The 18987-nt window shown below is 62.8% G+C and carries 16 protein-coding genes; 3 read left to right on the top strand and 13 right to left on the bottom strand.

The features are described from left to right. Positions 1 to 14 precede the first annotated feature (14 nt). Both AC5ZG1_RS12525 and AC5ZG1_RS12520 read right to left on the bottom strand, forming a co-directional pair. A complete protein-coding gene (locus AC5ZG1_RS12525) occupies positions 15 to 242 on the bottom strand; it encodes a TraR/DksA C4-type zinc finger protein (protein ID WP_496133019.1) in 228 nt (75 codons plus the stop codon). A 99-nt stretch (positions 243 to 341) separates the two neighbouring features. Next, entirely contained in the window at positions 342 to 1634 is a 1293-nt protein-coding gene (locus tag AC5ZG1_RS12520) for an integrase arm-type DNA-binding domain-containing protein (RefSeq protein WP_496133018.1), read from the bottom strand. Between the two features lie 333 nt (positions 1635 to 1967). Between AC5ZG1_RS12520 and AC5ZG1_RS12515 the strand changes: the two genes are divergently transcribed. Beyond that, the gene (locus AC5ZG1_RS12515; protein ID WP_463328053.1) at positions 1968 to 2906 is read left to right on the top strand and encodes a GlxA family transcriptional regulator; all 939 of its coding nucleotides are present in this window, start codon (positions 1968 to 1970) and stop codon (positions 2904 to 2906) included. A gap of 49 nt (positions 2907 to 2955) precedes the next feature. Here the strand turns inward: AC5ZG1_RS12515 and AC5ZG1_RS12510 are convergent, their stop codons facing one another. Together AC5ZG1_RS12510 and AC5ZG1_RS12505 are read right to left on the bottom strand one after the other, a co-directional pair. After that, positions 2956 to 5817, bottom strand: coding sequence for a putative Ig domain-containing protein (locus AC5ZG1_RS12510; protein ID WP_496133167.1), 2862 nt, complete (start codon positions 5815 to 5817; stop codon positions 2956 to 2958). A gap of 425 nt (positions 5818 to 6242) precedes the next feature. Next, a complete protein-coding gene (locus AC5ZG1_RS12505) occupies positions 6243 to 8189 on the bottom strand; it encodes a sensor histidine kinase (protein WP_496133017.1) in 1947 nt (648 codons plus the stop codon). A 113-nt stretch (positions 8190 to 8302) separates the two neighbouring features. Between AC5ZG1_RS12505 and AC5ZG1_RS12500 the strand changes: the two genes are divergently transcribed. Further along, complete coding sequence (locus AC5ZG1_RS12500) at positions 8303 to 9049, top strand: response regulator transcription factor (RefSeq protein WP_496133016.1); 747 nt, start codon at positions 8303 to 8305, stop codon at positions 9047 to 9049. Positions 9050 to 9103: 54 nt separating this feature from the next. Here the strand turns inward: AC5ZG1_RS12500 and lipP1 are convergent, their stop codons facing one another. Next, entirely contained in the window at positions 9104 to 10054 is a 951-nt protein-coding gene (lipP1, locus tag AC5ZG1_RS12495) for a LipP1 family hormone-sensitive lipase (protein WP_496133015.1), read from the bottom strand. 244 nt (positions 10055 to 10298) lie between these two features. Between lipP1 and AC5ZG1_RS12490 the strand changes: the two genes are divergently transcribed. After that, complete coding sequence (locus tag AC5ZG1_RS12490; protein WP_496133014.1) at positions 10299 to 11306, top strand: DUF2155 domain-containing protein; 1008 nt, start codon at positions 10299 to 10301, stop codon at positions 11304 to 11306. 97 nt (positions 11307 to 11403) lie between these two features. On the opposite strand, the gene aat is transcribed toward AC5ZG1_RS12490, so the two are convergent. From aat to AC5ZG1_RS12450, 8 genes are all read right to left on the bottom strand, one after another. Then, positions 11404 to 12084 carry a leucyl/phenylalanyl-tRNA--protein transferase gene (aat, locus tag AC5ZG1_RS12485; RefSeq protein ID WP_456646149.1) on the bottom strand — a complete coding sequence of 227 codons (681 nt, stop codon included), beginning with the start codon at positions 12082 to 12084 and terminating at the stop codon, positions 11404 to 11406. 46 nt (positions 12085 to 12130) lie between these two features. After that, complete coding sequence (locus AC5ZG1_RS12480; protein ID WP_456646150.1) at positions 12131 to 13222, bottom strand: sensor histidine kinase; 1092 nt, start codon at positions 13220 to 13222, stop codon at positions 12131 to 12133. Continuing rightward, the gene (locus tag AC5ZG1_RS12475; protein WP_456646151.1) at positions 13219 to 13659 is read right to left on the bottom strand and encodes a response regulator; all 441 of its coding nucleotides are present in this window, start codon (positions 13657 to 13659) and stop codon (positions 13219 to 13221) included. Before AC5ZG1_RS12475 ends, AC5ZG1_RS12480 begins: the two co-directional genes overlap by 4 nt. After that, positions 13656 to 15185, bottom strand: a complete 1530-nt coding sequence (locus AC5ZG1_RS12470; protein WP_456646152.1) for a sensor histidine kinase — start codon at positions 15183 to 15185, stop codon at positions 13656 to 13658. The genes AC5ZG1_RS12475 and AC5ZG1_RS12470 overlap by 4 nt, the downstream gene beginning before the upstream one ends. Before the next feature lie 162 nt (positions 15186 to 15347). After that, the gene (gene accC / locus AC5ZG1_RS12465; protein ID WP_456646153.1) at positions 15348 to 16700 is read right to left on the bottom strand and encodes an acetyl-CoA carboxylase biotin carboxylase subunit; all 1353 of its coding nucleotides are present in this window, start codon (positions 16698 to 16700) and stop codon (positions 15348 to 15350) included. Positions 16701 to 16783: 83 nt separating this feature from the next. Continuing rightward, positions 16784 to 17275: an acetyl-CoA carboxylase biotin carboxyl carrier protein gene (gene accB, locus AC5ZG1_RS12460; protein ID WP_496133013.1), complete on the bottom strand. Its 492-nt coding sequence runs from the start codon at positions 17273 to 17275 to the stop codon at positions 16784 to 16786. A gap of 41 nt (positions 17276 to 17316) precedes the next feature. Further along, on the bottom strand, positions 17317 to 17784 hold the full coding sequence (gene aroQ, locus AC5ZG1_RS12455) for a type II 3-dehydroquinate dehydratase (protein WP_496133012.1): 468 nt from the start codon (positions 17782 to 17784) through the stop codon (positions 17317 to 17319). 282 nt (positions 17785 to 18066) lie between these two features. Beyond that, complete coding sequence (locus tag AC5ZG1_RS12450; RefSeq protein WP_496133011.1) at positions 18067 to 18861, bottom strand: DUF1236 domain-containing protein; 795 nt, start codon at positions 18859 to 18861, stop codon at positions 18067 to 18069. Positions 18862 to 18987 lie beyond the last annotated feature (126 nt).

Below are 18987 nucleotides of genomic sequence, written 5' to 3'. Positions count from 1 at the left end.
AGGGCAGGGGCCGCTTATGCGGCCCTTTGCTTTTGCTGGCGCTCCTGCAGGGTCTTGCACGCGGTGCAGACGTGCGAGCCCCTGGCGCGGCGCTCGGGTGGCATGTCGTCGCCGCACTCGACGCATTGGGCCGGGCCGTAGCCTTCCTCGCCAGGGCTAAATGTGCGGCGCTCGGCGCGCGGGCGGTTGTTGCGCTGCCAATCCTGGAGCTCCAGATCCTGGGCGCGATCTTCAACGGACATTTTGAAACCTCATGAAAAATAGGCCAGTGGCCTCTGATGAAATTGTAGAGTTACGACCTGCGAAAAAGGCGCCCGGGGTTTCCCGAGCGCCTTGCGTGTTCACGCCACCAGTTTCAGAGTGGGCGCCTCCTGCGCCGGCGGCGGGGTGAGGCTGGGCGCCGGCTTTCCGGCCAGCACGTAGTCGAGCCACGCATCCCACTTCCGCATCGCCTCGCGCATCTGCGGCAGATAGTCGGCGCGGTCGTAGTTTTTCGTTCCGGCGTCGCTCTTTGCGTGCTGCTGGATCAGGTCTCGCGTGAAGCGGTCGATGCCGGCGTCGTGCGTGCGCGATTTCCAGGTGCGGCGCAGGTCGCGGGCCTGAAACGGCTCCATATCTTTGCCATCGGCGCGCAGCCAGTCAGCTAGGTGATGTGCGACCCGATTCGCGCCATTTGCGTCGGAGGTCCGAGGAAACAGCGGCCCATCGCCGTACTTCTCTTTCAGGCGGCGAAGGAGCGGGATGGCATGCCGTGAAAGGGGGACCCTGTGCTCGCGTCTGCGGCCCTTGGTCTTGTGCTTCGGCATCACCCAAAGAGCATCGTCGAGGTCGAGCTCGCGCCCTTCCATGCGCAGCGTCTCTTGGACGCGCTGCCCGTGCCCAATCATCGAGATGAAGCACCCCGAGGCAATGTCGGGGAGCTCTCCAGCTTGGCACGCGTCCCACACGATCCGGACCTCGTTGGCGTCCAGGTTGCGGTCGCGCACGCCCGTCGCGCCGTGATCCTTCGCGACATGAGCAGCCGGGTTGCTCGTCAACCCCCAATCCTGCCGCTCATTGACGGTGTAGTCGTTGGCCGACTTGATCGCCCAGGCAAAGGTCGTCACAAGGTAACTGCGAGCCCTGTCGGCAGCGCCGCGATGGCCGGCCTTGTAGAAGGTCGATACGAACTTCACGATGTCATCCGGCGTCACGTCGTTCGGAGCCCGCTTCCGGCCGATGGAGTCGGCGGCGTTGTTTTTTGCCCGCAGCAGTACGCGCTCCACATCATCGGAGTAGGTGAGGCCGAGTGCCCGCATGTGGGCGACGCGTGCCTTGAACAGGGCCTCGATGGTCGGGCCGCTGTCCTCGGCCTTCTTGCGTTCCTTGGCGGGGTCCTGGCCTGCGGCAACCGACAGGAAGATGTCTCGCGCCAATCCGCGCGCTTTGTCCGGCGTCGCGTCGCCGGCTCGACAGACGGTCACCTTGCGCTGCGTCCGGTTGGAGTCCTTGGTCCGATATCGGACCACGTAGGTCTTGCGGCCGCTGGACTGGATGCGCAGGCCGAAGCCGACCAGCTCAGTGTCCCAAATCCACGTATCGCCCTTCTCGGGAACCGCTGCGTTGTCGACAACGGACTTAGTAATTTTCGGCATAGTAGTGCTCTCTCAGCATGGTTTCTGTCGGATCGCCCCGGCCCCAATTCGGGCGCAGAACTCCGGGACAGGCCGTGATTTTTACGTTGCTGAGAGAGGCAGGTATCGAGGCTAAGCTGTTGAAGTTAGGATAGAAAATGACTATCCGTGAACTTCCGGGAAAGCACCTAAATCAGAAGTCCGATCTGTAGCGGGCTGGACATGGGAACACCTCAATATCCGTTGACCGCGACAGAATGGCATGGCGGCTTCATGTCCAAAATGGCATAATTCCCTTATTTCCGGACAATCGGCGTCTTGAAGAGTTCTTGGAGACCGACAGGAGAAGATCAGATGATCGGCGTCCTCATCTTCCCGGAATTTCAATTGCTGGATGCCGCCGGCCCGATCTCGGTCTTCGAGATCGCCGCGCGCTCTGCCGACAATCCGCCCGCGCTGAAGGTGATCGCGGTGACGCCGGGGCCGGTGCGTTCGTCCTCGGGCGCCGAGATGTTCGCGCGAGGGCTGCGACCGTCAGCGGCGATCTCGACCCTGATCGTTGCGGGCGGCGAGGGCGTACGTATGGCGGCGAGGTGCGCGAAGACGCTGGCATTCGTGCGCATGCTGGCCAAGCGCGGGGTGCGCATCGCGAGCGTCTGCTCGGGCGCCTATATCCTCGCCGAAGCCGGCCTGCTCGACGGCCGCCGCGCCACCACGCATTGGCAGCGGACCAAGCATTTCGTTTCCGCGTATCCGAAAGTGAAGCTCGAGCCGGATCGCATCTTCACCCGCGACGACAACATCTGGACCTCGGCCGGGATCAGCGCCGGGATCGACCTGGCGCTGGCGATGATCACGGAGGACTATGGCGAGGAGATCGCGCAAAAGACCGCACGGCACCTCGTGCTCTATCACCGCCGCAGCGGCGGCCAGTCGCAATTCTCCTCGCTATTGGAGTTGAAGGCTGCAAACGGCCGCTTCGGCCCGCTGCTCGCCTGGGCGCGCGAGCATCTCGATGCGCCGCTGACGGTCGAGGACATGGCGGAGAAAGCCGGCATGAGCTCGCGCCACTTCACCCGCGCCTTCGTCGCGGAGACCGGCACGACGCCATCGAAAGCGGTGGAACGTTTGCGCATCGAGGTGGCGCGGCAGCGCGTGCAGTCCTCGGGGGAAGCCATCGAGCGCGTCGCGGAGGCGACCGGCTTTCGCGATCCCGAGCGGATGCGCCGCGCCTTCATCCGCGCCTTCGGCCAGCCGCCGCAATCGCTGCGTCGGGCGGCGAGGGCAGGTTAGAGCGCTTTCGAGCGAAGTGGATACCGGGCCGCGTGATCCGGCAGCACGATCAGAACTTCGCCCCAAGCCCCAGCTTCCCGCCGACGGATGACTGACCTCGCCCTTCGACATTGTAGAGAAGTCCCGCGTCGAGCGTCCATTGGTCTTGAGTCTTCAGGGAAACACCTGCGGTGAAAGTGCCGAACACGCCAGAACCATCGAGGCCGGAATAGCCACCCGTCCCTCCAACCTTCGGCGTAAGGATCGAACCGTTGCCGAGCAAATAGGATCGCGCGATTTCTGCGCCGGCACTGACGCGGAGTTGGCGCGCGTCAAAGCCACTGATCGCAATTTGATCCCTTGCGCTGTTGCCCACCACATAGTCTTCGACTCTTTCCGAGAAGTAGACGGCTCGCAATCTCGGTGTCAGCACGGTCACCTTGTCGAGATTCCATTGCCCCTTGATTGAGGAATCAACCATCCATCGCTTCGTGTCGAATGTCCCGTCCCAGAATCGCGTGTCGATATTGTTTGCGGAGCCGCCATAACGCAGGCTCGTGTCCCAGAACACGCCCTTGCCGAGTTCGAACGAAGCGTACGGGCCTGCAAGCCAGCCATTGCCGGTGAGTTTGGTATCTTCCTTGCTGGGATCGGTCATCCGGTCAAAGTGGAACGAAAATCCAACAAGAGCTTGTTCCGTCAACAGGTAATCCGCTCCAAGATTGACCATGGCGAAACTGCCCCACTTGCCGTCATTTTCAGTGCGGTTGTGGGCCAGCATCGCGCCATTGATCCAGAGATTGAAAGGCAAGGATGCTGCCGCGGAAGCGCCAGGCTTGGTGTCGCGAGCACCTTGCATCTGCGCGAGGCTGGTGGCGAAGTTGAGCGTCAATCCACTTTCTGACGGCAGCGCGCGTGCCGTGACGGGATCCTTGTCTCGTCCCATCTGCCGGCGCTCCATCAAGCCCGGAACGCTGATCGTGGAAGAGATCATGTTCTGGCGGGTCTGTACGAAGCCGTGGACCAGAGCATCAATATCGCGGGCCACCTTCTGCGCATCGTGATTCAGCTTGTAGGTGACTGTTCCTGTATTGGAGACGCCGAGCACACTCGTCAGACGAAATCCCACGCGCACCTGGCCGGAATAGGCAGGATCGGGTTTGAACTGGAGGTACCAGCCTGTCGGTGTCGCAGGGCCTGCCTGCGCCAGTTGACCGCGGGTAATCTTGGCGCTTCCCGCATTGGCGGGCTCAACGGAAACGATATCCGCTGACGTAAACGGCCCTCCCGTTGCGCCGCGGTTCAGATTGACGTCCCCGGGCGTCGAACCGGCCGGCACATCAATCATTTGATCGGTGACGCTGACTTTCTGTGCATTGACCTTCAGGCTGTATGCGGCCGTGCCGATCGCACCATGGCTATCCTGGACTTGGAGTGTGAATGTGTAGTTGCCCGGCGCGGCAGCGGGGTCAAGCGGCCCGGTAAGCTCACCGGTCGAGATGTTCAGGACCATACCTTTTGGCAGAGCGCCTGAAGCGATGCTGTAGATGAGTGGCGCGGTGCCACCTTTGGCGGATAGTGGCTGCCTGTAGGCCTCGCCCGCCATGGCTTCCGGCAGGCTGCCGGCCGGAGGCGTAAAAGTGAACGACGCAGCGGAGGCGGAAATCGCGATCGTGTAACCTGCCGACCCCGTAGTCCTGTTGGCATCCGTAGCTGTAACGGTGAAGCTGGAATTGCTTGCCGCCGTCGGAGTACCGCTGATCTTTCCGGTGGACGGATCGAGCGACAGGCCGCCCGGAAGCGAACCGGACGTGACGGCGTAGCCATAGGGCGCTGTTCCGCCGGATGCGGTGACGGTCTGGTTGTAGGCAACGCCAATCGTACCGCCGCCCAGTGCGCCTGCCACAGGCGAGAGCGAAAGGGCGCCGGGAGCAGAGATCGTCAGCGTGTAGGCCGCCGAGCCGGTAGCTCTATTGGCGTCGGTCGCGGTGATGGTGAAGCCAGAGTTGCTCGGGGTCGTCGGAGTACCGCTGATCTTTCCGGTAGACGGATCGAGCAGCAAACCGCTCGGTAACGAGCCGGACGTGACCGCATAGGTATAGGGGGCGGTCCCGCCCGAGGCTGTTACCGTCTGGCTATAGGCGATGCCGGTCGTGCCGCCTGTCAGCGCTCCCGCGGCAGGAGAGAGCGTCAGAATAGCAGGTGGGTTCACAACGATCGTGTAGCGAGCCCCGTTCGAGAAGGTGAAAACGTAGGTCCCGGCGTGTTGCGGAGTACCGCCCAGAACGACCCTCACCCCCGTCACTTGCGTTAGCGTCATCCCCGGAGGGATGCGCCCCGAGGTCGGAGTGGTTTCGGCAACCACACGGACAGGATCGTAGGCTACGCCGACGGTCGCAGGCGGCAGCGTGGTATCGGCGCCGACCAGGATTTGATAGGTCGCAGATGCAGTACTAGCAGCGCTGTCGGTAACGGTTACCGTAAAAGGCTCGATGCCGGCTATTGCCCGTGTCAGCGTCCCGGTGATGGCGCCGGAAGCTGCGTTGAGCGTCAAGCCATCCGGGAGAGATCCCGAGGTGACCGCGAACGTGTACGAGCCGGTACCACCCGAGGCACTCAGGGTTAGACTGTAAGCGTCTCCCACAGTTCCTGCGGTTAACCTGCCGGCAGCAGGAGAGAGGGTGAGCAGGGCCGAAGCCGGTCCGCTGCACGTGGCACGAACGTCAATTATAGCGGGCCCCACACTGACGCCCGTGTACAAATTGAATTTCTGACTCCCTGAGGAGTTGATAGCCAAACTTCCCGTAGTCGATGGCGTATTTATTGAATTGCCCGTCGTGAGGTTCGCTAGAATTGTGTTGGTGTAGAGAGTTGAGTTGTTGACAAACGATATCGTTTCTCCCGCTTCGAACGTAGCTGGGCCGTATGTCATGCTCTGACTGCTTCCGCTCAGCGCACCACCTGCAACAGCGCTACATCCCGCCGACAGTGCATGAGCCTGCCCGCACATGGCGAAAACCGTAACAATGAGCGCGACAAATAATGCGAGCGCGCCAACCCCAGCAGGCCTTGCCCGCAACGCGCGATCGTCGCGCAATTTTGCCGGATACTTCGCGCCCACTCATTGCCCCCAAGTCCCACGCCTGAGCTGGCTCTCGTGCGCAACGCGCAAGCCCGAGCCGCATGGGGGAAAATAGCGGAAGCCCCAGGAAAACCTTAGAAACCAATCGTAACGTTCATAACGCAACGAAACGGAACGCAACGAAAACCGTAGCGAATTCACAACACTCGCGATGGCGTAGATTCAGACCAACGCAATGGTCAGGTGGCATCGGGTTTGAGATGCGTGAATCTTGCTCAGGCCTCCCGAGCGGGCAAATTGATTCGTATCGTAGTGCCTTCGCCTTCTCTACTTTGCACCGTGGTCGAACCGCCATGCGCAGTCGCAATCTTGGCAACCAGGAAGAGGCCAAGCCCTGAACCATCAGCCCCTTTCGCATTCGAGCCGCGCACGGAATTCTCGAACACATGAGGGAGATCACGCTCCGGAATACCAATACCATGATCGGTTACGGTTATCGCGATGCCGTCCGCTGTCTTGTCGAGCGATAACGCGATCGGGGAGGCACCCTTCAGGGCGGCATATTTGACGGCATTCTCCAACACGTTGAGGATCGCGAGTTCGAGCATATCCGCATCGGCAGCGAGTTTGATATCGGCGGCATCGGGCGCAATATGAAGGTTGATCTCGGGACCTGTCAGCAGATCGCGGCTGCGTTGATGTGCAGCGACGACAATGGACCCGGCAGTTGCCGGCGCGAGGCGAGCTCGAAAGGCGGGCCCCTGCAAGCGGCTGCGCGCGAGATTGGTCTCAAGAACTTCCACCAGTTGCGCTACGGAACGTCGTATGCGCGTGATGCGGTCATGGTTCGCCTGATCACTCTTTGCCAGTGAAAGGCCGATGCTGTCGATGCTGGAGCGGATCGCCGCGAGCGACGCGCGATATTGGTGTGATACGACTTCCAGAAAGCGGACCTGCCGCAATTGCGATTGCATTTCAGCTTGCAGGGCTTCCTCCGCGACGCGCCTCTCGGTCGCCTGCGCAAGTGAGAGGACTTCGGCCTTTCGAAGCCACGCCGCCAGCGAGCCGGTGAGCAGAATCGTCATGATCAGACCCGAAACGCCGTAGGCGTGATAACTCCATTCCGGCAACAGGTCGAAGCCCAATCGGTCCCCAAGTGAGATGAGAACGCCTATGGCGACGGCCGCGAATGCGGCAGCTCGAAGTCGACTGACCGCTCCGTCTTCGTTCAAGTACCGCAAGCCCAAGAGCAAGTTGATGATTGCGGCCAGCATACTCACCGACGAGCCGATAGGACCGAAGACGACGTTACCTCCCGAGAGCGCGAAGCCCGTGCCCACTATCCCTGTGGCGGCGAAAGCGAGGTAAAGCCCGTGAAGCCAGGTCGATTTTTTTCGCAGATCAAGCAGGCTCGAACAGGCGAGAACGCTAAATGCCAACCCCATCCAGGCGTTGAAGCCCAGAAAGAGATCGTTGGCCCACCCGGTGCCACGGAACAATAACACATGACTAAGCCCGAGATTGCCCGCGTAGACCAACATCACACCAAGTGTGCTGAGGGCCACGAGCAGATACTGCCTTTTGCGGTCGAAGCAAAAGAAGACGAGGTGAATGACGAACAACACGCTCATGCCCCCGAACCAGACGCCATAGATGCCGCCGATGACGGCGGCCGACCGCGTATGGCCCTGGACCGTTTCGAGTCTCAGATTCATCTGGGTGAACGAATTGAGATTCAGCAGGCGGATATAGACAACAGTCTTTTCGCCCGCGGCAAACTCGAGACGTACCGCATTGTCCAGCCCGGAAAAGCTATCGTGCGGGAGCGGCCGATGGTCTCCCGCCTGATGGAGGGTAAAGTCCTCCTTGGAGGATCCATCACCTGGCTTGGCGACATAGATGTCGATCGTGTCAACAAAGTTCGGTGTGAGGGATAGAAGGCCTTCGGCATTGGCCGGGGCGGGTAGGGTCAGTCGGAGCCATACGGCATGAGTGATGTAGCCAAAGTTGATGTTCTGGCCAGGAGCGGACCGAAACTCCGTTTGGCGGGCCGGCGTCAGGACGTCCTGCAGCGTGAGAGTCGATGAAGGATCAGTGAGCACGGCCACGTTCCCTCGGATAGATGGAAGGTGGGAGGCAGCTTCCGCGTTGACGGAGAGAATGCAAAACGTCAGCAATGACAGCGAGAGGTAATAGCGCGTGCCGCGCCGAACGTGAGCCATCCACCGCTCTCGTGCAGCATCCGTTAAAATTGCTATTGTTTTGGCTGGGACAAATCGCAAGAGCACTGCTGCAAACATCGTAGAATCTTCTTCACCACTCCTGGTAATTCTTTATGATGACTGAGAATTCATTCATACGGGAATCAGAGGGGCCGATCGTCTCGCAGAACATCAGCATCCTGCTTGTGGAAGACCACAGCGATTTTCGCCAGAGTATCGCGGATTATCTGCGGCTTCGCGGTATGCGGGTGACCGAGGCGGCGTCCGGCATCGAATTTTACAGAGCGTTACGTCAGGCCCGCTTTGACGTCGCCGTGCTTGACGTCAACTTGCCGGACACAAGTGGATTTGATCTCGCGGCCGAACTTTCGGCGCGCGAGGACATGGGCATCATTATGCTGACCGCGCGCAAGGACCGAGAGGATCGCTTGCGCGGATACGGCGATGGCGCGCATCTCTACTTCACCAAGCCCGTCGATAGCGAGGAATTGGCGCTGGCCATCGAGAATCTCGCACGACGCGGCAGGCAGCAGGTCAATCGTGCCGTTGGGAATTCCAGCAGCACGTTGCGTCTCGATCGAGCCCGCCAGACGCTTCATGATCCAGCGGGACGATTTGTCAGGCTGTCCGGCCGAGAGCTGGTGCTGCTTGACTACTTGGCAACCCGCCCGAATATCACGGTATCGCGCGAAGAAATCGCCGGACTCTTTGGAGATGTAGAGCCAGACCCCGAGAGCCGTGCCCTGGACGCCGCCCTCACTCGGCTCCGCGCCAAGCTCAAGGCCGAGGATATTGAGTTGCCGTTCCGGGTCATCAAAGGTGTTGGCTTGCGACTGATGGTGAACATTAAAGTAGAATGATCATCGACCAGTTTCTCTGCGTGAACTTAGTTGCCTTGACCGTCGCCCGCCCGGTTACGCGTTCAGTCGTTTCAGCCACGCGCCGATATCGGTCGCCGCGACATTGGCCTGGTTGAGCAATTTGCCCATGGTGAAGAATCCATGGAACTGGCCGGGAACGTGCTTGTAGGTCACGGGCACGCCGGCTGCCTTCAGGCGTTCGGCATATTCGTCGCCTTCATCGCGCAACGGATCCGCGCCGGCGGTCAGCACATAGGCCGGCGGCAGGCCGATCAGGGTCGTCGCACGCGCCGGCGACGCGCGCCAATCATGCGCGTCCGCGGCGCTGCTGAGATAGTGATCGCGAAACCAGCGGATGACCGAGTGCGTGAGCAGGACGCTGGTCTCCGGCTCGCCGTGCGAGGGATGCGTCATCGCGAAATCGACCGCCGGATAGATCAGCGCTTGTCCCGCGATGGCAGGACCATTGCCGTCGCGCGCAGCGATCGCCACGACCGCGGCGAGATTGCCGCCGGCGCTGTCACCGCCGACGCAAAGGCGCGCGGCATCGATGCCGAGCTGCTTCGCGTTTGCCGCCACCCATTTCGTCGCCGCGATGGCATCGTCGACGGCCGCAGGGAATTTGTGCTCTGGCGCGAGACGGTAGTCGACGGAGATCGCGATCAGCTCGCTTTCATCGGCAAGCGTCCGGCAGACCACATCATGGGTGTCGAGATCGCCGATCACCCAGCCACCGCCGTGGAAGAACACCAGCGCCGGTGACAGGCCGTCCTTCTGGCGCAGCTTCTTGGGCCTGTAGACCCGCGCCGGGATCGTGCCGTGGGGCGCGGGGATCGACAGCGGTTCGACCTGTGCCAGCTCCGGCGGCTCAGGATTGCTGACAAAGCGCGCCTGCGAATAATACGCACGCGCTTCCGGGGCGGTCAGCGTTTCGTAAGCGGGGCGGCCAGCCTCCTGAAAGGCCTTGAAGACGGCGGCGGCATCGGGATCGAGAACGATAGGCATATTGAACGGGCTTCCTCTGGATCATCCGGTCCGGTTTTCCGGATTTTTTGCTGTTTTCCGCGTGGCGTCCGCAGACCTCGGCGAGTGCCGGAACTATCTCATGGGGCAGGGAGCCTGACCAGTGGCGGAGGCCCGCCCTTTCCCCGCCGTATTCGGCGTGTTAACCGGTGAACCTGCGAGCGGCATGTAGCCAATAATTGATTAGTATGTTCAAAGCCCGATTCGTTCCTTGAAGCCGCGCGAGATGCTCCGAACCGTCGCCCTGACTGGCTTTGCGGCCCTGATCGCCGCCTCAACCCTCCCGCTTGCGCCCCCCGCGCGCGCGCAGATCGGTACTATTTTCTCCGATCCCGCCCCGCGCCCGCCGGGCGCGATTCCGCGTGGCGGCCAGCAGGCGGCTCCCGACGATGAAGAGGAAGTGCCGGAATTGCCGCGCGGCCGATTGTTGCCGACACCGAACCGGCCGCCGCCGGGGCAGGGGGTGCCGCCACCGGGCAGCTTCCAGTCGCAGCCTCTGGCGCCGCCGCCGGGCACCCAGGGGCCTCCTCCGAATGCGCCGCCCGCGGTCGCCGTGCAGCCGCCATCGCCCGGGGCGCCTCCTAATGTCGCCAATGCGCCGCCCGGTGCCAATCCGTTGCCGGGACTGCCGCCGGGACAGCGTCAGCCCAAGAGCGTGCCGCAGACGCCGGCAACGCTGCAGCCCGGCGACGAGGTGGTGAGCGAGCCGCCGTCGACCAAGATCGCGAACAAGAAGGCGACCTTCTCCGGGCTCGACAAGATCACCGGGCGCATCATCAATTTCGAGGAGGATATCGGCGAGACCGTGCAGTTCGGTGCGCTGCGTGTGAAGACGGACGCCTGCTACACGCGGCCCTCGACGGAAGCCGCCAACACCGATGCCTTTGTCGAGGTCGACGAGATCACGCTGCAGGGCGAAGTGAAGCGGATTTTTTCGGGCTGGATGTTCGCTGCAAGTCCGGGCCTGCACGGTGTCGAGCATCCGATCTATGATATCTGGCTGACCGACTGCAAAGGGCCGGAGCAGACCATCGTCAACGCGGCGCCCGATCTGCCGAAACAGCCGGCCCCACCGCCGGCGGCGCAGAAGCGGCCGCCCGCGCAAAAGCAGGCGACCCCGCGTCCGCCGCCGCAGCAGCAGCCGCAATACCAGCAGCCGCCGGCGCAGCCCCAACCGCCGCCCCCTCCACCGCAGCAGCGGCCCGGCGGGCTCTTCAGCATATTCGGGAACTGAGTGGAGATGGCTTAGCCCGGATGGAGCGAAGCGCAATCCCGGGTTCGCGCCATTTGAGAGATGTCCCGAGTTGCGTTGCGCTCCGGGCTACGAGGGTTCATGTGCGCGCTGCGATGATCGCGAGCGCATCACCGCCCTTGACTGGCTGATCGGTCGGCAACTTCAGGAAATCAGCGGGCGCACCCGAGATCGCCTGGTCGAGCAGCGCGCGATAGCGGCGGCGCGGGATTTCGAGCGCACCGAAGCTGCGCAGGTGCTCAGTGACATATTGCGTGTCGAGCAGCTGAAAGCCGCCGGCAATCAGCCGCGCCACCAGATGGACCAGGGCGACCTTCGAGGCGTCGCGCGCCGTATGGAACATGCTCTCGCCGAAGAAGGCGCGCCCCAGGCTGACGCCGTAGAGGCCGCCGACCAGTTCGCCGTCCTGCCAGGCCTCGACGCTGTGGCAGTGGCCGAGCCGATGCAGCCCGACATAGAGCTCGCGGATGCGGTTGTTGATCCAGGTGTCCTCGCGTCCTTCCGCCGGAGCGGCGCAGCCGGCGATAACGGCCTTGAACGCGCTGTTGACCGTCACGGTGAACGCATCGGAACGCACCGTGCGCGCCAGCCGCGAGGTGATGCGAAAACCGTCGAGCGGGATCACGCCGCGCATTTCCGGTTCGACCCAGAACAGCGTGGGATCGTCGGCGCTCTCGGCCATCGGAAAGATGCCGCAGGCATAGGCGCGCAGCAGCACGTCGGGTGTGATCTCGGATGCGGCGGAGTCGCGCGATGTCATGGTTGGAGAATAGCAGGCGAGCGAGGGCGGCGCGATAGGGGCCGAGCTAGCTCGCGGCGGCGCTGGCGGATTTCGCCGTTGCGCCGCTGGCACGCGGAAAGCGTACCAGGATGCGCGTGCCGCTATGGTTGGGGTCGCGCTCGACGCTGGCCTCGAGCTTGGAGGCCATGGCGCTGACGATGCGCTGGCCCAGGCCCGTGGAGCGCGGGTCGGCCTTGACGTTGAGGCCAACGCCGTCGTCGGAAATCGCCAGCAGCAGATCATCGCCCTCGGCCTTGAGCTCCACATGGATCGGGCCGGCGCCGTCGGGATAGGCGTACTTCACCGCATTCATCACCAGCTCGTTGACGATGATGCCGATCGCGACCGCGCGATCCGGATCGATCTCGATCGGTTCGGCCTTCAAGGTCAGCCGCGACATCCGGTTGCCTTCAGCCGAGCGGCGGAGATCTTCGAGCAGGGATTCCAGATATTGGTTCAGCAGCACGCTCTTCAGGTCGTGCGAGGTGTAGAGCCGACGGTGGACCTGGGCGACGGCAGCGACGCGGCCCATCGCGTTGGTGAGCGCCGCCTTGACGTCGTCCTGTGTCGCCGAACTCGCCTGCAGGTGCAGGAGCGAGGCGATGATCTGCAGCGAGTTGCCGACGCGGTGATTGACCTCACGGAGCAAGACCTCGCGCTCGGCGGCGAGCGCAGCGAAGCGGTCGCGCGAGGCGTGGATCTCGGCTTCCGCCTCGTCGCGCGCCCGCTGCAATTCCGCCTGACGTAGCGCGCCGTTGACGGCGACCTGGAGCAGCGGAATGAATTCGCCATGGATGTCCTTGACAAGATAGTCCGCCGCGCCGGCCTTCAGCGCGGTGACGGCGATCGCGGAATCCTGTGAGGCCGTGACGAACACGACCGGTGGCGCGTCGGGAATTTTCAGGATCTGCTCGAGCGTCTCGAGCCCGTCGAGACCCGGCATGTACTGGTCGAGCGCGACCACGTCGATGCCGCCTTGTGCGATGCGATCCAGCCCCTGCTGGCCGCTTGCCGCGTGCACCACCTTCAGCCCGAGCCGCGTCAGGCCGCGGTCGACAAGCCGCGCCAGCGCCTCGTCGTCGTCGATGTAGAGCAGGGTAGGGCTCGTGGTGCTCATGCTGCTGCGGGCGGAACCTGAATGACCGAGAAGAACAGTCCGAGCTGGCGGATCGCGTTGGCGAAGCTCTCGTAGTTCACCGGCTTCGTGATGTAGACGTTGCAGCCGTACTCGTAGCATCGCTTGATCTCCTGCGAATCGTCCGTGGTGGTCAGCACCACCACCGGGGTCGACTTCAGGTGCTTGTTCTCCTTGACCCGTTTCAGGATATCGATGCCGGTCATGTCGGGTAGGTTGAGATCAAGCAGGATGAGCAGTGCTTGGCCATTTTGGTCGCTGCCGCTTCCATCCGGGCCGAAGAGATAGCGAACCGCATCTGTACCGTTCGTGAACGGCAAGATCGCATTGTTGACACCGGATCGGCGAATATTCCGCTCAATCAGCCGCGCGTGGCCTTCATCGTCTTCGATCATGATGATGGTGACTGGATTGCTCATACATCTGCCTTCCGCTTGGCGGCCCAGTTGACTGGAAGTGTTATCGTGAATGTGCTGCCCTTGTGAAGTTCCGAGGCGACCGACATGGTTCCCCCAAGACGCCGCACCAGCGCCCGCACATGCGCGAGCCCGATGCCCTGGCCGGGCTTGTCCTGGGTTCCGGCCCGGCGGAACAGCTCGAAAATGCGCTGGTGATCCTTGGGATCGATACCGCGGCCATTATCGCTGATTTCGAAGATCGCAAAGCCAAGCTTGGTGCGTCCGCGGATCGCGATGTCGCCGGGAACACCGTCCCTCAGATATTTGAGCGCATTGTCAATGAGATTGGAGAAGATCTGCTCCAGCGCAAGACGGTCGCTGGTGATATCAGGCAATGGCTCGATGCGGATTTGCGCATTCGCCTCGGCCGCCTGATGCGCGACGGTGGCGGCGACGCCCTCGATCAGCTCGCGAGTGTTGATCCGGTCGGGACTGAACTCGCGCCGACCTTCGCGGGTGAGATTGAGGATCGCGGTGATCAGGCGATCCATCTTGGCGATCGAGGATTTGATGAAGCCGAGCGCCTCGGAAAAATCGTCGGAGAGCTGCTTGTCGGCGCTCTCGAGCACAGGCTCGGCGCTGTCGGTGGCGTTCTGCGGCAATGCGGCAGCTTCCGAGGCGCTGTGGCTCAGGGCGGCGATCCGCTTGAAGATGTCGCCGCGCAGCTCCTCGAGCTCGCCGGTAAAGCCCATGATGTTGACGAGCGGCGAGCGCAGGTCGTGGCTGACGATATAGGCAAAGCGCTGGATCTCGTCATTGGCCTCGCGCAGATCGGCGGTGCGCTCCTGCACGCTGGTCTCCAGGGTGACGTTGAGGTCCCGGAGCTTGGTCTCGGCCTCGTCGCGGACGCGCGTGGAGCGGCGCACCTGGAACGCCGCGATCGCGCCAAGCGCAATCACGATGCACGATCCGGCGATGGTGACGGAGGACGCCAGTATCTGCGAGCGGTCGGCATTGGCCGTCCGCAAATCGAACAGCCGCTCTTCCTCGGCGTGCATCTTGTCCGTCACGTCGCGGATGATGGCATTGGTGTTGCCGGCGGCCGCCTCGCGGACCAGCGCCGCGGCGCTAGCGGCTTCGTCCCGCTTGATGAAATCCATTTCGCGCCTGAACTGATCGAGCCGGATGTCGATTGCCGCGCGCATCTTCTTCACGTTCTCGACCTGAAGCGGATTGTCGACCGTGAGCTGCGCCAGCTTATCCGCATAGGGGACGACGTTGGCCACCGCCTGCTCATGGTCGGTCAGGAATTCCGGCCAGCGGGTCAAGAGATAGGCGCGGGCCGCGCTTTCGGCACGGCGGAGCTCGAGCAGTACGGCATTGATCTGGTTTTCCACCTCGACGGTGTGGACCACCCAGGCGCTATCCTGGCGCGCCTTGTTCACCAGCAGGACCGACCCGGCGCTGATCGCGACCAGCACCAGGAGCCCCGCCGCGAGCAGCAGGATCTGCCCCAATGCGCGCCGGCGCTTGGCGTCAGACGTCACGGGTGCCTCGTGTCATGGATCCAGTGGAATGCAAGCGGTCCTCGGGGATGGGAAATCCCGGTCGCTGCAAACGCACGGTTCCGTGCTTTGTTCCATGCGAAATGGAACTGGCTTAGGATGTCTGACTTGGGCCGTCTGACTTGCGTCGTCTGATTTGGGCCGTCAGCCGATGGTCGGCTGCCCGGCGAGATACTGCTCCAGCCAGTGGATGTGATAGTCGCCATCGATGATGGAGGGCTCGCGCACCAGCGCGCGGAACAGCGGCAGCGTGGTCTCGATTCCGTCGACGACCATCTCGTCCAGCGCCCGGCGCAGCCGCATCAGGCATTCGCCACGGGTCTTGCCGTGCACAATCAGCTTGCCGACCAGCGAGTCGTAATAGGGCGGGATGACATAGCCCTGGTACACGGCGGAATCGATCCGGACGCCCAGGCCGCCGGGCGGGTGGTACTGCGAGATGCGTCCAGGCGAAGGGCGGAAGGTCTGCGGGTTCTCCGCATTGATTCGGCATTCGATGGCGTGGCCGATGATCGCGACCTCGTCCTGCTTCGCGGGCAGGTCGCCGCCGGCGGCAATCCGGATCTGCTCAAGCACGAGGTCGATATCGGTGATGCTCTCGGTGACGGGATGCTCGACCTGGATGCGGGTGTTCATCTCGATGAAATAGAACTCGCCGTCCTCGTAGAGGAATTCGATCGTGCCAGCGCCGAGATATTTTAGATCCCGCATCGCCTTCGCGCAGGTTTCGCCGATCTTTGCGCGCTGGGCGGCCGAGAGGACCGGCGAGGGACCTTCTTCCCAGACCTTCTGGTGGCGCCGCTGCAGCGAGCAGTCGCGCTCGCCGAGATGAATGGCGCCACCGCGGCCGTCGCCGAGCACCTGGATCTCGATGTGGCGCGGCTTCTGCAGGTATTTCTCCAGATACACCGACGCGTCGCCGAAGGCGGATTTCGCTTCGGTTGCGGCGGTGGAGAGCGCCAGCGCCAGATCGGCTTCGCCGTGCGCGACTTTCATGCCGCGCCCGCCGCCGCCGGCGGCGGCCTTCACCAGCACCGGGAAGCCGATCGACCTGGCGATCGCCATTGCATCGTCATCAGAGCTTACGGCGCCGTCGGAGCCGGGAACGACGGGAATGCCCAGTCGCTTGGCGGTCTTCTTGGCCTCGATCTTGTCGCCCATCAGGCGGATGTGCTCGGCCTTCGGACCGATGAAATGCAGATTGTGCTCGGCCAGGATCTCGGCGAAGCGGGCGTTTTCGGAGAGAAAGCCGTAGCCGGGGTGCACCGCCTCGGCGCCCGTGATCTCGCAGGCCGCGAGCAGGGCGGGAATGTTGAGATAGGAGTCCTTCGATGGCGGCGGCCCGATGCAGACGCTCTCGTCCGCAAGCCGCACATGCATGGCATCCGCGTCAGCGGTCGAATGCACGGCCACCGTCGAAATGCCGAGCTCCTTGCAGGCGCGCAGCACGCGAAGCGCGATTTCACCGCGGTTGGCTATGAGGATCTTGTCGAACATGTGCTTCCAGCTCGCGGGCGGCGAATGGCGACTAGCGAGTGGAGTTGTCTCTTCACCATTCGCTATCCGCTACGCGCCATTCGCTATTCGATAATTACCAGCGGCTCGCCGAATTCGACGGGCTGGCCGTCCTCGACGAGGATCTGCGTCACGGTGCCCGCGCGTGGGGACGGAATCTGGTTCATCGTCTTCATCGCTTCGATGATCAGCAGCGTCTGTCCGGCTGATACCTTGCTGCCGACCTCGATGAAGGGCTTTGCGCCCGGCTCCGGCGCCCAATAGGCGGTGCCGACCATGGGCGAGGGCACTACGCCCGGATGTTTGGCGAGGTCGGTCGCGGCAGCGGCAGCCACGGGTGCAGCCACCGACAGGGCCGGCGCGACGGCCGCCGGCACGGCCGCGGCAATGCTGAAATTGCGCGCGACACGCAGGCGGACGCCCGCACGCTCGATCTCGATCTCGGTCAAGTGGGTCTCGTCGAGCAGGAGCGCGAGTTCGCGGATGAGCGCGGCGTCATCCTTGTCGTTGTCTTTGCCGGGCTTTGCGGCGGATTTGTCGTCTGGCTGGCGCGCCATGATCTTGGTCCGAAACTCTCTGTCTGATGACGGGGAATGCGTCAGGCTGTCGCCTTGGCGCCGATCCTGGCGGCGAGGCCTGATATCGCGAGGCGATAGCCATCGATACCGAAGCCGCAAAGCGACGCAAAGGCGGCTTTAGCAGTGAAGGAATGATGCCGGAAGCTCTCGCGGGTATAAATGTTGCTGATATGCACTTCGACGGTCGGAATTTTTACCCCGACCAGCGCGTCATGCAGCGCGATCGAGGTATGGGAATAGGCCCCCGCATTGATGATGATGCCGACCGCCTGCTTGGCCCGCGCCTCATGGATGAAGTCAACCAACTCGCCCTCGCGATTGGACTGCCGGCAGTCCGCGGTCAGGCCAAACTGGGCCGCGGTATCCCTGCAGAGCTTCTCGACGTCGGCGAGCGTGGCATGGCCATAGGTCTCGGGTTCACGGGTCCCGAGCAGATTGAGGTTCGGGCCGTTGAGCACATAGATCGTTGCGGCAGGGGCCTGGGCCATCCGGAGTTCCAAGAAGCAGCGCTAAATCGTTCTGGGCAGGATCGTTTCGGAAACGGGTTCCGGATCTCGCTCCAAGTCGCGGGTTTATAGGTAACAACGGACCAGAGGGAAAGCTTTAGGTTTGTCGCAAACCGGTTCAAACGGCTCATTCGGACCGTCAGGTTGCCTCCAACTTTTGTGGAAAAGCGACATGGGTGCGCCCGCCGTTCGGCGGTGACCTGCGTACGGCGAAGGGGATAAAAACGAGGGCGGGTTGGACCCGCCCTCGCGTGAGGGCTGCCGTTAGCCCTCAATGATGTAGACGATCTGGTGCGTCTCGGGTTGGACGATCACGTAGCGGCCGTTGACGAGGATGAAATCATAGCCGCGCCATTCCGGATAGATTTCGACGATCCGGGATGGAAGCGGATGGAAGCGCACGCTCGTTGGCACGGTGGTGCCGACCGCAACGTTGAAGTTCACGTTCTTGACCTCTTCAACCCGCTCCGACTTGATCGCGGAGACGATCTGGGTCCGCTTCTCGGCCGGCGGGGCGGCTGTTGCCGAGGTCCCGGCGTTGCCGGTCGTGGTCTGCGAGCGGCTGGTGTCGGTCGCGCCCTTCTGCTTTTCCATGGTGCCGCTCTTGTCGCGGCTTTCGGCGGCGGTGCCGCCGCTCTTGTCGCGAGTCTCGGCATTCATGCGGTCACGATCACGGCCTTCGCGCCCTTCAGCCTTCATGTCCTTCTCGCCCTTGGTCCTCTCGTTCTCCGAGCTCATGCTCTTCGACTTCTGACCCGGGGCGTTGGTGTCCTGGGCGTTCCTGTCGGCCGCGCCACTTCTATCGGACTCCGACTTCATGCCGGAAGAGCCCGAGCTCTTGCCGGACTGCTCGGCGCCACTCATGCCTGTGGTGCCGCCGTGTTCACGGTTCATCGTGCCTGAAGACGCGCCGCCACTGGATGGCGCGCTGTGCTGCGTCGTCGCGCCGCCACCGGACGACGGCGACTCGCGGCTCGTGCCGGTGCCCTGCGCGTTCGCAAAGCCGGTTCCGGCGATCAAGGCCGCAGTCGCGACTGAAATCAACAAGCGGTTCGTCATTTCGATTCCTCCTCAAGAAGTCCTGCATTGCCCACGCCAACAACGAAAGGAGGAGAGCGGCGTTCCGAACTGAGAGCGGTTCCACGCGGTTTGTTTTGTGAATGCGCGATGAACGGAAGCGTGCAG

This window comes from Bradyrhizobium sp. Leo78, assembly GCF_059512425.1.
This window is presented reverse-complemented; position numbering and strand designations above follow the sequence as displayed.